General features: G+C 60.3%; 16 protein-coding genes and 2 pseudogenes. 10 read left to right on the top strand and 8 right to left on the bottom strand.

The annotated features are described in order from the left end of the window. Positions 1–169: 169 nt before the first annotated feature. From NKL04_RS11220 to NKL04_RS11195, 6 genes are all read right to left on the bottom strand, one after another. Entirely contained in the window at positions 170–562 is a 393-nt protein-coding gene (locus NKL04_RS11220) for a hypothetical protein (RefSeq protein ID WP_023673163.1), read from the bottom strand. 87 nt (positions 563–649) lie between these two features. Further along, positions 650–1,006: a hypothetical protein gene (locus NKL04_RS11215; RefSeq protein WP_023685250.1), complete on the bottom strand. Its 357-nt coding sequence runs from the start codon at positions 1,004–1,006 to the stop codon at positions 650–652. 75 nt (positions 1,007–1,081) lie between these two features. Beyond that, positions 1,082–1,714 carry a DUF4142 domain-containing protein gene (locus NKL04_RS11210; protein WP_023673161.1) on the bottom strand — a complete coding sequence of 211 codons (633 nt, stop codon included), beginning with the start codon at positions 1,712–1,714 and terminating at the stop codon, positions 1,082–1,084. A gap of 458 nt (positions 1,715–2,172) precedes the next feature. After that, positions 2,173–2,400, bottom strand: a complete 228-nt coding sequence (locus tag NKL04_RS11205; RefSeq protein ID WP_023673160.1) for a KTSC domain-containing protein — start codon at positions 2,398–2,400, stop codon at positions 2,173–2,175. 37 nt (positions 2,401–2,437) lie between these two features. After that, positions 2,438–2,632 carry a hypothetical protein gene (locus NKL04_RS11200; protein WP_023673158.1) on the bottom strand — a complete coding sequence of 65 codons (195 nt, stop codon included), beginning with the start codon at positions 2,630–2,632 and terminating at the stop codon, positions 2,438–2,440. Between the two features lie 193 nt (positions 2,633–2,825). Further along, positions 2,826–3,011, bottom strand: a complete 186-nt coding sequence (locus NKL04_RS11195) for a DUF3606 domain-containing protein (RefSeq protein WP_023700484.1) — start codon at positions 3,009–3,011, stop codon at positions 2,826–2,828. Positions 3,012–3,137: 126 nt separating this feature from the next. Here NKL04_RS11195 and NKL04_RS11190 point away from each other — a divergent pair. From NKL04_RS11190 to NKL04_RS11170, 5 genes and pseudogenes are all read left to right on the top strand, one after another. Then, positions 3,138–4,012, top strand: a pseudogene (locus NKL04_RS11190) (ATP-dependent DNA ligase). A 71-nt stretch (positions 4,013–4,083) separates the two neighbouring features. Next, positions 4,084–4,233 carry a hypothetical protein gene (locus tag NKL04_RS11185; protein WP_023673151.1) on the top strand — a complete coding sequence of 50 codons (150 nt, stop codon included), beginning with the start codon at positions 4,084–4,086 and terminating at the stop codon, positions 4,231–4,233. 23 nt (positions 4,234–4,256) lie between these two features. Further along, on the top strand, positions 4,257–4,478 hold the full coding sequence (locus NKL04_RS11180) for a DUF768 domain-containing protein (RefSeq protein WP_023673150.1): 222 nt from the start codon (positions 4,257–4,259) through the stop codon (positions 4,476–4,478). Next, positions 4,475–4,705 carry a DUF768 domain-containing protein gene (locus NKL04_RS11175; RefSeq protein WP_023673149.1) on the top strand — a complete coding sequence of 77 codons (231 nt, stop codon included), beginning with the start codon at positions 4,475–4,477 and terminating at the stop codon, positions 4,703–4,705. Before NKL04_RS11180 ends, NKL04_RS11175 begins: the two co-directional genes overlap by 4 nt. 209 nt (positions 4,706–4,914) lie before the next feature. After that, on the top strand, positions 4,915–5,577 hold the full coding sequence (locus NKL04_RS11170) for an outer membrane protein (RefSeq protein WP_023673148.1): 663 nt from the start codon (positions 4,915–4,917) through the stop codon (positions 5,575–5,577). A gap of 576 nt (positions 5,578–6,153) precedes the next feature. Here NKL04_RS11170 and NKL04_RS11165 read toward each other — a convergent pair. Then, the gene (locus NKL04_RS11165) at positions 6,154–6,345 is read right to left on the bottom strand and encodes a hypothetical protein (protein WP_023673145.1); all 192 of its coding nucleotides are present in this window, start codon (positions 6,343–6,345) and stop codon (positions 6,154–6,156) included. Between the two features lie 219 nt (positions 6,346–6,564). Next, positions 6,565–7,026: a Ros/MucR family transcriptional regulator gene (locus tag NKL04_RS11160; protein ID WP_023673144.1), complete on the bottom strand. Its 462-nt coding sequence runs from the start codon at positions 7,024–7,026 to the stop codon at positions 6,565–6,567. Positions 7,027–7,295: 269 nt separating this feature from the next. On the opposite strand from NKL04_RS11160, the gene NKL04_RS11155 reads away from it, so the two are divergent. The 5 genes and pseudogenes from NKL04_RS11155 to NKL04_RS32080 form a co-directional block, all read left to right on the top strand. Continuing rightward, on the top strand, positions 7,296–8,045 hold the full coding sequence (locus NKL04_RS11155) for a Crp/Fnr family transcriptional regulator (RefSeq protein WP_023686036.1): 750 nt from the start codon (positions 7,296–7,298) through the stop codon (positions 8,043–8,045). Between the two features lie 1,652 nt (positions 8,046–9,697). Beyond that, positions 9,698–10,666 (top strand): ArdC family protein, encoded by a 969-nt coding sequence (locus NKL04_RS11150; RefSeq protein WP_023673142.1) that lies wholly within the window; start codon positions 9,698–9,700, stop codon positions 10,664–10,666. A gap of 127 nt (positions 10,667–10,793) precedes the next feature. Beyond that, positions 10,794–10,973, top strand: a complete 180-nt coding sequence (locus tag NKL04_RS32085; protein WP_502903339.1) for a DUF2958 domain-containing protein — start codon at positions 10,794–10,796, stop codon at positions 10,971–10,973. Between the two features lie 156 nt (positions 10,974–11,129). After that, complete coding sequence (locus tag NKL04_RS11140; protein WP_352723716.1) at positions 11,130–13,250, top strand: ParB/RepB/Spo0J family partition protein; 2,121 nt, start codon at positions 11,130–11,132, stop codon at positions 13,248–13,250. 46 nt (positions 13,251–13,296) lie between these two features. Further along, a pseudogene (locus NKL04_RS32080) lies at positions 13,297–13,416 on the top strand (DUF6117 family protein); the annotation flags it as partial. Between the last annotated feature and the right edge of the window lie 90 nt (positions 13,417–13,506).

The raw sequence follows: 13,506 nt of genomic DNA, 5'->3' as shown, positions 1-13,506 counted from the left end.
GTGGCTGCGGAGCAACAGCATTCACATTGGTTAAGAGATGGCGGCGAACGCCATCATGCATGCCGCCAAAAACAGACGGCGGTGGGGCTGGCTGATTTACCCCGGGTTGGAGCGCTACCCTCGGGTAAGCATGGCACGACCGTCGCGCCGGGTTCGGACATTTTCGGTGCTACTGCTCCGGTACCGCGGAGGTTTGTGGATGGTTGCGTGCCGCCTCGGCGATTTCCGGAATGAATTTCGTCGCGGTGCAGCTTCGGTTTACATTGGCGCGGGCGGTAAATACCTCTTGCCCGCAGACTTGCGAAGCGAGCGCGATCGGCACGTGCACCGCCAGTGGCAACTCGGTCTCAGCCACTCCCAGATGTCTTGCAACCTGTTGCTTCACCTCCGGCCGGCCGAGCGAGACGTCAACGCCGACATCATCCTTGGCGGTCGGCGACGATCCTTGCGCCGGCAGTCGACCCTGCTTGGCTGTTTGCGACGAGTCGCCGGATTGCTGCGCGGGCTGACTTGTCTGCGCAGATGCCTCGACGCCCAAAGTCAGCGAGGCCGCCAGTCCCAAAAAAGCCCGGAGCCCCAAAGACGCAACCCGAAGTCCGAATGTGCTCATTGTCATGTTCCTCACCGTGCGGGGTTCAACCTGGCGCGCTCAGAGTTCGGTGTTGCTTCGGCCTCTTTCGAAGACAGGGATGTCTTCCTCCTCCTCATCATTGTCACCGGTTGGTATGTCCTCGGCGTAGCTGCGGGTCAGTTCCTCGGTTTCGCTTAAGCCGTCGATCGTCTCATTGGCGCCTGCCCCTTCATCATGACGACCGGTAATTTCGCTGCGGGGCCTTGCGCCGATCGGCTGGTCGACATCGTCGGCTCCCCCGAAACCTGGCTCCGCGCCGTGCCTGTCTTCGTGGCCCACGGGGCTGTCCAACACGGCGGCATCCTCCGGGCGAATGGGTTCATCATTGGCGAAGTCACTTCGTCTCGAATGCGAGGTCTCGTTTTGCTTTGGCATGTCAGGTCTCCTGTTCGTTTGGCAAATTCGACGACGCTGGTGCTTGCACGCCGGACTACCTGAGCGACGCACCCTTTAGAGCCTGCATCGACGACCGCTTGAAGGTTGCAGCGTCCCTGGGGGCGGAGGCAGTGCCAGAGGGTTGGCACAGACTCCACAGCGCCGCGAAGAACCAACGTCGTGGCCAGATCCACTCAGCCCTGAGAACCGCTCTTGCTCAGTTGCTGGGCATGTTTGAAATGCTGCCGGATGAGCCGGCGCGGTCTTTTTCGCATGGGCCGCCAAATGTTTTTCCTGACCGTTTTCCGCATAGGAGGTCATCAGCGTCAGGGCTTCCTGGTGCGCTGCAACCTGGGCGTCGACGTAGGCGTTATCGAACGCCCCGCTGCTGTCGTTGCTCAATGCTTCCAATTGGGCAGCATGCTTGCTTGTCATCTCCGGTGCCACTGCGACGTCGTCCTTCTTTGCCGCCGCAATGAGCCGCTTGGAAGAATTCGTGTGGTCCTTGATCATCATGCGAGCGAATTCCTTCACTCGTGATGTCTTCGATTTCCGCAGCGCCAACTCACTCGACTGGATCTCGAACATGTCTGAACTCGCAGCTGCTTTGACAAATTCCTGCGGGGACGTCGTCGCGGTCTGAGCCATTGCCCCCGGGCTGATGAGACCGATGGCGATCGCAGCCAAAAGCACTTTGACGAAATGCATGTTGTGCTCCCAACACGGCCGAGCTGCCGTTGTTCCCCTTTTTGTGACAATAAATACCGGGCGGCAGGCGTAGACCCCGAATGGCTCCTGCTCAGCGCTTTGATCATAGATCCGGCCGTATTGCAGGACCGGTGACTGCGCGGAGCTCAGCGCGGTTCTCCGACAAGGCACTATGATCGCAGAGCAGCCGACCGACTTCGTAAGCCCAGTGGATGCGCAGGAGTGCGCTGTTTGCCGACCCGTCGCCGTGGGTCACGCGTCGTGGCAGACCTGTCCGACAGGTCCATGAAACTTCTGCAAAACTGCGATGATGATGGGCAAATAGGCCCAGCACCTAGCTTAGTATAATACGCGCCCGCTGGCCCGGCCGGCCGGCTTTTCGTTTGCCCTCGGAACCTGGTCAATTCGCACAGTTGCTCCCCTGCGATGGCGCGGGCCGCCTCGAATCTGAAATTCTGTCAATCGCCCGATGCGGCTGCTGCCCTCCCTGCCGCGAGCCGGAATGCATAACGATTGCGGATGTGGCTGTTAAAATAGACGCCCTTGGCAAAGGCAGCTTTGAACGCGGCAACGGCCTCAGCAGGTACGTCCAAAAACTCGTAATGCTTCCCGCTCGCTACAAACCAAACCGAGAGAACCCTGGTGTTCGGGTCATAGTCGAACTTGCGTATCGAAGTCGACGGCATGGTATGCCATCCAAACTCAGCCGGGTTGGATCGCCAGCTACAGGCTGAAACAGTATTCGAAGACGTGCCCGCGCTTCTCGTCGGCAACCCTGATCCAAATGGGTTCGCTGGTGCGCAGGGTGACGTCGCGCTCCGTCGCTTCCCGCGCCGCCCTGATCGGCGTTGTCGCGTGCACGATGTGGGTAGCCGTCACGGTATCGCCATCCATTTCCTCAACGTGGTATTTCGGCACTTGTGTTCCTAAGCGTCTAGTTCGAGAGGCTGATCGTGATCCGGATCGGCATGATAAGCGACCTGGCGAAAATCGCGCATATCGATCTGTTGCCCGCAAACAGGGCAAGGGAGGAAATGCGCGAGTTCGCTCGCGGGCGGGCCGTCATGTCGGTGCCCAATTATTGGTCTGCCGAGATCCGATAGCCTGGTCATTATTTCCGCAGAGCCTTCGCTTCTCGCTCCAGCGTTTCGCGTTGGTTGCCGTGCTTCGCGATCAATTCCTTGACCTGCTGCGGGGTGATCCCGGCCTTGGCTGCGAAATACTCGACTTCATAATCCTCATCGGCCGAGACCCGGTCCCGATCGCGAAAGTCCCGCTTGCTCTTGTCGTCGGCCATATCGATTCCTCCTTCGCTCATCCCGCAACGCCGAGTTGACGTGTTTGTTGCACCCAAGAGGCTGATTTCCGGTTTCGGAACTATTTTAGCTCAATCTTATTGAATCGCCGGAGGGCGGATCAGTGCATGCGTTTGAAGTTCATCGAGCCGTTGATGCCGACCCTTGTGGAGAACCCTCCCGAGGGTGAAGGCTGGACCCACGAGGTCAAGTTCGACGGCTACCGATCGCAGATGATCATCGATGAAGACGGCACACGCATTTATACGCGCAACGGCCACGACTGGACTGCGAAATATCGCGACCTGGTGGGGGAGGCAAAGAGTCTTGGTGCCGAAAGCGCGATTGTCGACGGTGAGATCATCGTCTTGAACGAAGCTGGCTTTTCGGACTTCGGCGATCTGCGCAAAGCGATCACCCGCCGACAGCAAGACCTCTATTTCGTCGCCTTCGATTGCACCTCAATGGGCACGATCTGCGCGACATGGCGCTTGAGGTGCGGCGCGAGATCCTGGCCAGCATGATCAAGCCCGGGCGGCGTATTCAGTTCAGCGAGCCTCTGCCCGGCGAAGCCAAGGCGATCCTCCACTTGCTCGACCAAGCCGGACTTGAAGGCATGGTGTCGAAGCGGAAGGACAGCAAATACCGCAGCGGTCCGTCAGCCAACTGGCTGAAGGCCAAGTGCTATGCGATCGACGAGTTCGATCTGCTCGGCGTCGAGCGTGAAGCGGGCAAGCCGGCTTTCGCTCTCATGGCCGAGCGGGGCACAGGGCGCTATGTCGGCAGCGCGTTCGTCACCTTGAACCGGGAAATGCGCGAGAGGCTATGGAAACGCGTCCAAGAGCACCCAGGCACGGCGCCCAAGGGCGTCATGAAGCGGCCTGCGACGCAATGGGTCAAGCCGGGGCTGATCGGCCGCGTAAAGCACCTGCGCGGCGAGGATGACCTGCGCCACGCCTCACTGCAGGACTTCCGAGAGGATGACACAGATGGCCGTGGCTAGGAAAGATCAGGAGCGCGCCACCTACGCCTGGATGTACGCCCAAGCGAGCAAGGATGGCAAGGAGACGTGCGGTGCCAGCCTACTGGGGAGAGCATGCCGACGCGTGGCTGCAGGGCTTTGACGGTGAGCCGGTGGCCGCCTTCGGCAAGACCAAGACTGTCAACGACGAAATGGAAGCCGAGGTCGACGAAGCTGCCGTCGAGCGCCCTGCTGGAACCTAAGCGCTGGATCGAGCTTAGGCTTCATGAGCACACGCGGCGTCAACTTTCTCGATCGCTGGATCGGCAACAATTTCCCCGAAACGGCTAAAACCGACGCCGTTTCGGTAAGTGAGTACATACACAAATTGTATGCCGACGCTAAAGCCTTGACGATCGAGCGCGAAGAGATCGACGAAGAGGTTGATAGCCTATATCGGACGCTGGTCGATGCCGTCGTGCACTTTGCCCCAGGTGTTTCCGAATGAGCAAGCCGGCCGTCCTATTTTTGAACCAATGGATAAAAAAACACGATCTATCCGACGCCGGTGCGCCGAAAGAGCGAGCGGAGATCGAGCAGCTCGCAAAGCGCCTAATCGCCGACGCGGAGGCTGAGGGGATTGCGGAAAGCGAGCTGACCGAGGCGTTCGACGACAAGGAGGTCGACAGCCTTTATCGTACCCTCCTCGATGTTAATTCTGGGATACCGGAATGAGTGTTCCCGGCCTGAAGGTTCCGGACAGTTTGGGTGGCCGAGCAGTTGCCCACTGTGGCGAGGGGCGATCCGATCGCCACCAGCGAGTTGGCATAAGGTTCTCATGTAAGTGCGGGCGGCCGATTTGAATTCGGCCAACTGTGGCAGAAAAACAACTGCATCAATCGGCGCGCTCTGCTACCAAAAAGGTTAGTTACAGGAGATCACCTATGAAGAAGCTGCTTCTTGGTCTGTCGTTGTCTCTGCTGGCTTCGTCGGCGTATGCTGCCGATGCCATCGTTGCAGAAGCCGCGCCGGTCTTTAGCTGGACGGGTGGGTATGTCGGCCTACAGGCAGGCTATGCTTGGGGGAATGGCAACATAGACGAAATCGGTGGGCCGGGCTTTGTCGACACAGATCCCGACGGGTTCCTTGGTGGCGTCTACGCCGGTTACAACTATCAGATGTCCAATAACATTGTGATTGGCGCGGAGCTGGACGTCGTATATGCGAATGTTGATGGCAGCGGCCAAGTCTTCAGCGCTCCTGGTATCCCGATCCCGGGCGGCATCGCCACCGAAGAACTCAACTGGAGTGCGGCGGCAAGACTGCGCCTAGGATATGCCGTTGATCGCTTTCTTCCTTATATTGCGGGTGGCGTTGCGTTTGGCGATGTCGACATAAGTAATAATGGAGGCGGACCTTCGTTCGGAGATACATTCACAGGATGGACGATAGGCGTGGGCTTGGATTATGCCATGACCGACAATCTGCTGCTGCGAGGCGAGTATCGCTATACCGACTTCGGTACAGAATCCTTTGGTGGTCTGGTCAATGCCGACGTTGATCTGAAGACCAACGAGGTTCGCTTCGGCATCGCCTACAAGTTCTAATCCCCTGATGTCATAATAGCCTGTCGCTCACCGCGACGGGCTTTTTTGTGCAAGAACCGTTTGCGGCGATCCCCTCAACGGAGTTCGCTACCATGGTCAAGACGAAAACCCCTCACAACACGTTTCGCAGGAACAGCTCGCCCGCTTCAAGATCGAGGCGGAACGGCTGCACAAGGCAATCGTCGGCCCGATTGTCGCCGATCTGCGACAATCACCAGGCCGTGCAGGATCCGCATGAAGTGCTGCTCAAGAACGTGAACAATCACCGACAGGGATGCGCTATCCGATGGCCTCTTACAGGTCCGGCGTCGCTGCCTAGTGCTGGATAGGTGGAGTCCCGAGACCGGGGAAGGGCAGCACGTTGCCGCCCGTCCCCCGCCGGCGGCGCAGTTCAACCTCTCGATAGACGAGGATGCCCATCACCATTTCCGCGCTGGCGATTTCCGATCTCGATGGCAACGACTTGAGCTATTGGTGCAGTTGTCGCGTTTCCATGGTCGCAATGTGGCCGGCGATGGCTTCGATGCTATCGCCCAAATTCGCCAGTAACCCTGCGGACCTCTGCATATGCTTGCTCTACAGCCGCGAAAACGTGTTGAGATGCAGACGCGACCTTTGGCCTTCTGCAAAGGCCACGGCATAGGATTCGAGCTTGAATGATCGGGTGAGTTCCTGGTCTTCCTCGATCACGCGGACAAACCACTCGCCACAGGGTTTGCCAACTTCGACACAAGGGCGTGCTTTGCGAATTGGAATTATGTCAGCCATGGCGTTGCCTCCCAGCAATCAGGCCAAGCGGAGATTAACGTCGTAAGCGGCCTACAACAAGAAAAGATTGGGCAGCAATACGAAGCTGAGGTGTGGGCCACAAATGGCCGGCGCCATGGGTTGGGGAACCTGGGTGGGCACCGGCCAAGAGCGGACAGGTCCGCCGCGATGCATACATCGCCGATTGGTGCCGCGGTGGTAATGGTGTGATCGCGGAAGCTACGCTTTAGCCTTAGCCGTCGGCCTTGCCTTGCCCGTTGCAGTTGCCGTGGGCTGCGGTGCCTTCCTACCCAGACCGATCGACTTCGCCATGGCAGACCGTGAGGCCGCATAGTTGGGAGCGACCATCGGATAAGTGGATGGCAAGTTCCACTTCGTTCGATACGCGTCAGGAGTGAGACCGAAATCCACGCGCAGATGTCGCCGAAGGGTTTTGAACCGCTTACCATCTTCAAGACAGATGATGTAATCGGGAAATACTGACCTTTTTGGATTTACCGCAGGCACTGGTTCTTCGGTCGCGGCAGCCACGCGATGGCCAATCCCAGACAGCGACCCGTGCACTGAGGCTATCAGGTCCGCCAAGCCCGCGACCGGCACGGGATTGTTGCTGACGTACGCGGATACCACATCCGCCGTGAGTTCAACCAGTTCAGCGGCGTGGTCGGGGGCGTCGGTCATGGTGTGAGTCCTCGAATTTGAGAACGATCTATTATAGCTGCTGCCGCAGCTGCGCAACTCGAGGCCCGATGATGGGCCGCTTCCCTCGTAAGCACCAATCCTGTTGAGCCTGTGTTTGCCGATGGGGAAAGGACCATCGGAAGCAGTGCCAGACTTATCACAGGTTAAGTCGGTCCGGTGTTTATGATATAAGGTCGGGCATCATTCGCGTTCTGCTGGCCGCGGGTGACTGAGAGACCATAGCGCTCCCGCCCAAACGGAGAGCCGACATGCTTTATCAAAGCCCCTTAACCGCCAAGTTCCATCGTGCCTTCACCCTCACGTCAGGTGAGCGTCAAGCTCTCGACGCGGTAAGAATAAGGATCGTTGCGATTGGCGCAAACCAGAACTTGGTCCGGGAAGGCGACCAGCCGTCCCGGTGCATAATGGTCCTGGCTGGCTTAGCCAGCACCTCGAAGGTAACAGGAGACGGGAAGCGTCAGGTCACTGCTTATCATGTGCCTGGCGACATGCCCGATCTGTTGAGCCTGCACCTCGATCTGTTGGATAGCGACGTTCGAACGGTGAGCGCTTGCAGTGTTGGCTTCATAGATCACTCGGCTATCCGGCTGCTCTGCGAACGCCACCCCAGGCTGGCGGCAAATCTTTGGCGAACGACACTGGTTGATGCATCGATTTTTCGCGAATGGGTGGTCAATGTCGGGAAGCGCCAAGCGCTTGGCCGAGTGGCCCACCTTCTCTGTGAAATCATGCTACGTATGGAAGATGCCGGACTTGCGTCCGATCAAACCTGCGCTTTTGGTGTGACTCAAGCTGATCTTGGCGAGGCGACAGGGCTGTCGGCAGTCCACATCAACCGCACGCTCAAGTCTCTTCGGGAGAAGCACCTTACATCACTTGTGAATGGCCAATTGACCATCCATGATTGGGAAGGACTGGCCTTTCTTGCTGAGTTCCGGCACGATTACCTGCACTCAGCAAGGAACAATAAAACGGCCGAGTTCATGTCAATGCACTGATTGCTCCAGGGAAAAATCGCCAGAAATGCGGATTGGCTCCAAGGGTAGCCGGACCACTTGTTGGCCTTCGCTGGCCATCAGCGGTGCGATCGCCCCCCAACATGGTCAATGCTTTGATGGCGCGTCGAAGCGTTAGCGCAAGGGGTTCACTTGCGCGCAGAGTGCATTCGGATGCTTACCGGCCCACATGGGCGTTGACTGTCCGTATGGCCGTCTGCGTAGCACCATCCATCCCCTCAACGTGATACTTCGGCACTACAGGGTTTCCACCTCTCTTCATGGCTTTCGATTGGCCGCGCGATCGACCAATTTGTGGGCTCAGCCGCATCAATTCGAGCCCCGCTATTGGCTAGCGACTGTGGAAGAGGTTCCTGGGGCACGCCATGCCGGCGCCCAAGGGAGTAAATCTCGGCGACGCAATGGGTCAAGCCCGGGGCTCATGCGTCGCTGCAGATTTCGGGAGGACGGCGGATATTCGCTTTTCTCCGACCGAAAGCGTGCCAAGGGACGTCGCCAGCTAAACAGCAACCGGCGTTGACGCTTGGGAGCGCCTGGCAGCGTTCACGGTGGCCTGTATGGGCGCTCGACATTTCGCGAGTGGCATGTGTTGCGAGCTTGTTGCAGATCATGTTCGCACCATGCAACGGCAAAACGCCTCATCGAGCGCTATGGAAAAGCCGCATTGTCAGTTCGGTCGAGCGAGCGCTTTTCTGCACGAGTTGTGACAGGGGAGGGCCTGTCAGGCTTGGAATTCACAAGCTGCAACGCAATTGAGGAAGAAGCCGAAAGGGTGCAAGACCAGATCGATTTCTTGCAGCCAAACTCGGCTCTGGTGTGGTTCAATCCTGTTTGCATCATCGCGGATCAGCGGTCGGACTGTCGAGAACTGAACTGCGCGATCTCAGCCGGTGGGCTTCGAACCAAAACATGCGGACCACCGCGGACGGGGACAGTCGGTCCCGCGTCCCGTCCTGCGGCCGGCGCTATGCTGACGCTCCTACGGCTGTCCTGCTCACCGCCCGCGGCGGGGGGCGAATTTCCTCCGTCCTGCGCGTGACAATTGTCCGCTGTTGCGGCCGCGCGCAGGACTGCGGCTTATGCGCCGTTCTTTCTTGAGCGCCGACGGTCGCCGGCGCGGTGCTTGGGCATGGAACCGAATCCCAGGCAGCGTATTGACATGTATCCGAGTTCCTCATGTCCGAGTAGACGGCACTCTCAACAAGCGCAAGGGCCGAATGTTTCTCGATTACCTGCGCAACGGCCAGGGCTCCACTGCAATCTGCCCCTGTCGACTCGGGCACGCACGGGGGCGTTGTGCGCGGTGCCTGTCAGCTGGGATGAGTTGCCCACCTGCGAAAAACGCCAACGGCTTCGATGTCTTCGCCGCCGCCGCGCGGGCTCAGTTGCGCGAAGCCTGGGAAGGTTATTTCGACGTCGCACAAACGCTTACCGACCGCATTCGGCACGCAGTCCGGCAGCAATAACCATAGGTCAGCGACACTACTGATTGGCGCGGACCGCCTTTGCCCCGAGTTCAGGAGCGTCCCCTTCGAGGCCTGGGCTATGCCTCTAGAGTGAGAGTACGGACCGGTTTGCCGTGACGGGTTGAGAGCTGGAGGAGAGGCCTCCGGCGCCCGTCGCGGAGAAACCCGATGTCCAGACATTACGCTCGCGCCGGCGCCGACCGGACAAGCCTCTATGATGATATCACCAACAAGATCATCGCCGAGCTGGAGGCTGGGCGCTTTCCCTGGGTGCCCTGGGGCACGGCGGCGGCGCAAGCACCCCTCGCCATGCCGGCCAATGCCGCCTCTGGCCGTGCCTATTCGGGGATCAACGTGCTGATCCTGTGGGGTGCGGTCGTCGAGCATGGCTTTCCCGTCCAGGGCTGGCTGACTTTCCGCCAGGCGCTATCGCTGGGCGGCCATGTCCGCAAGGGCGAACACGGGACCACCGTCGTCTATTCTGACCGCTTCATCCCTGACGACGAGAAGAAACGCGCGCGGGAGACCGGCGAGGCAGCACGGGCCATACAGTTTCTGAAGCGCTTCACCGTCTTCAACGTCGCGCAATGCGAAAATCTGCCCGACGATCTGGCGATGTTTCCGCCCGCACCAGAGCCCGGACTGATCGAACCGGCCGTAGAGGCACTAATCAAGGCGACAGGGATCGATTTCCGCATCGGCGGCAATAGCGCCTATTATGTGCCGGCGCACGACTACGTGCAGGTGCCGCCTCCGCAGGCGTATTTCGAGACCATTGACTGGCACCGCACCGCCCTGCACGAGCTTGGCCATGCGACCGGCCATCCCTCCCGCGTCGGCCGTGACCTCGGCGGCGCCTTCGGCACAAAGCGATATGCTTTTGAGGAACTGGTCGCCGAAATGAACGCAGCCTTCTGCTGCGCCTCGCTAGGTATTGTGCCGACCGTGCGCCACGCCGATTACCTGGGCTCCTGGCTCGATGTCCTGCGCGAAGACAACCGCGCCATCGTGCGTGCCGCCTCCCAGGCCAGCAGGGCAGCCGACTGGTTGCTCGCCTTCCTTCCGCAACCTGACAACGGAACCAGGGCAGGACCCGGCAACGTCGATGAGGTCGAAATCGAGAAGAGGGCGGCATGATCGTTCTCACCGAGGAACTGCGCGTGCCTGCTCGCCAATAGCCGCGATCGCGACGCCGAACACGTACCGGTGGTGAAGCTCTTCAAATCAACTCGGCGAAGGAATTTGGCTCGGAACCGCGCTCGAGATGACGTCGATCCGGCTACCTTTCGGCATCGGCATCGAGCGGGACATGCTCTTTGGCACCGACCTGCCGATTTCCGTCTGGGCAGAGGCCGTCCGCCGGGGCGGAACCTTCGCGACGCCGAACGCAACTCGACCATGCCGGCCAATCTGGCCGAGACGGCGAGTGAGATCTAGCTTGTAATCCGCAAGCCGCAGATGCGCAGTCGTGTCTGCGGCCCTGTCCCACCTCTGGATCTTCGGTGCGGCTCAGTCCTCAGAGTGAGAGGGCTGCGCCCATCTTTTTTGACGGGTTTGGAGGTCGAGAGAGTCTCGGTCGCCCCGTCGCGGAGATAATCTCATGACTACGCCCAAGCAGAAGATCACCCTCAACGCTTCACGTGACATCCCCTTCGACAAGCTGATGCTGAGTCAGTCCAATGTCCGGCGCATCAAGCGCGGGGAAACCATAGAGGACCTCGCCGCGTCTATCGCACGGCGCGGCCTGCTCCAGAGCCTCAACGTCCGGCCAGTATTGGACGGCGAGGGCAACGAGACCGGCATGTTCGAGGTGCCGGCTGGCGGGCGCCGCTATCGCGCGCTGGAACTGCTGGTCAAGCACAAGCGCATGATCAAGACCGAGCCAGTTCCCTGCGTCATAAGCGACGCCCACAGCGCGGTCCCGATCGAGGAGGACTCGCTGGCCGAGAATTTTCAGCGCGAAGATTTACATCCGCTCGACATGTTTCGCGCCTTCCAGACACTTCATGACCAGGGCGCGAGCCATGAGGAGATTGCCGCACGCTTCTTCGTCTCCGCAACATTCGTGCAGCAGCGCCTCAGGCTGGCCAGGGTTTCGGCCAAGCTGCAGGAGATTTACGAGCAGGATGGCATGAAGCTCGAGCAGCTCATGGCGTTCACCGTGACCGACGATCACGCCCGTCAGGAGCAGGTCTGGGAGGCGCTCGAAAACTCCTGGTCGAAGGAGCCGCAGCAGATCCGGCGCCTGCTGACGGAGACCACTGTGCGGGCAAGCGATCGCCGGGCGCTGTTCGTCGGTGTCGACGCGTATGTCGCTGCCGGCGGCGTGGTGCTGCGCGACCTGTTCGAGGCCGACAATGGCGGCTGGCTGCAGGACCCCGCTCTGCTCGACCGCTTGGTCGGCGATAGGCTGAAGTCGATCGCCGACGAGATCGCGGCGGAGGGCTGGAAGTGGATCGTGGTCGATGCCGATCTGCCCTACGGGTACAATCACGGTCTGCGGGCAATCGCTGGCACCCCCGTCGGTCTGACCGACGCGGAGCGGGCGGAACGCGAAGCCCTGCGGGCGGAGTACGACCGGCTGGAAGCCGAGTATGGCGAATCCGACGAACTCCCCGACGATGTCGATCAGCGCCTCGGTCACATCGAGACCGCGCTTGAGGCCTTCGAGAGCCGGCCGATGCACTACGATGGGGCCGAGATCGCCCGCGCCGGTGTGTTCATCAGCATCGATCGTGATGGCGATCTCGTCGTCGATCGGGGCCATGTGCGCCCCGAGGACGAAGCGATGCAGGCGGTCGACGGCCACTCGGCCGAGCCAGGTTGCGCCACCGAGAACGAAGACAGCAGACACAATCCTTCGGCCCGCGCCATTATCACCATCGGCGCGCAGGCGTCCGAGCCTGAGGAGGATGACGGCGACACCATCAAGCCGCTACCCGAGCGCCTGGTCATCGAACTTACTGCCCATCGCACGTTGGCGCTGCGCAATGCAGTGGCCGAGAACCAGCATGTGGCCATCACGGCGCTCTTGCACCGGCTCGTCCTCGACACCTTCGGTCAGCGTTCCGCCATCGGCTGCGTCGAGGCCTTCGTCCGACATGTCCACTTGCCGTGGCAGGACGTCGGTCTCAAGGACAGCCCTGCGGCCAAGGCCGTCCATGAGCGCCATGAGGCATGGAAGAGCGACATTCCACTGGATGACGACGAGGCCCTATGGGCGTGGCTCGACGGACTCGATGAAGCAAGCCGGCAGACGCTGCTGGCGCATTGCGTCAGCTATGGGATCAACGCCTTGTTCGAACGACCCAATCCCTACGGCAGCGGCGTTTCCCAGCATGGACTCGATCAGCGCCGGCGTGAAGCCGATCGGTTGTCCCGTGCCACCGGGCTTGACATGGTAGATGCCGGCTGGCGGCCGACGGTGGATAACTATCTCGGTCGCGTCACCAAGTCCCGCATTCTCGAAGCCGTGCGCGAAGGCGCCGGCGACCAGGCCGCCCAGCTTATCGACCATCTCAAGAAGGCCGACATGGCCAAAGAGGCCGAGCGCCTCCTGGCCGATAGTGGCTGGCTACCCGAACCGCTCCGCCTTCGCGGCAATGACGCCGCCTGGCCGAATGTGGGCGAGGAAGCTGACCTCCCCGAATTCCTGGCCGGTGATGACGAGGCCGGCTCGGCCACCCATGAGACTGCCGCACACGCGGTCGCCGCCGGATAGCACCGTCGGCGGAGTGGCGCGGGTCGCTCGGCCCTTTCTTCTTCACTACGAGTTCACGCCGTTCGCTCATCTTGCCGACGGCAATCCCTATGATGCCTACCTGCCGCCCGATCCCGACAGCGCCAATGGTTTCCTACAGAAGTCGGGGCCTGACGGCGGAATATGATCGAGATCGGTTGATACCGGCAAGCGCTCCACCTCATGGCGGGGCGCTTGTTTCATTTTGGCTTCGGTGGAGGCCAGAGAGGGAGAGGCG

The sequence above is a fragment of the Mesorhizobium sp. C264A genome (assembly GCF_040324515.1).
Taxonomy (GTDB): Bacteria; Pseudomonadota; Alphaproteobacteria; order Rhizobiales; family Rhizobiaceae; genus Mesorhizobium.
The sequence above is the reverse complement of the archived record's forward strand: the minus strand, read 5'-3'. Positions and strand labels throughout refer to the sequence as shown.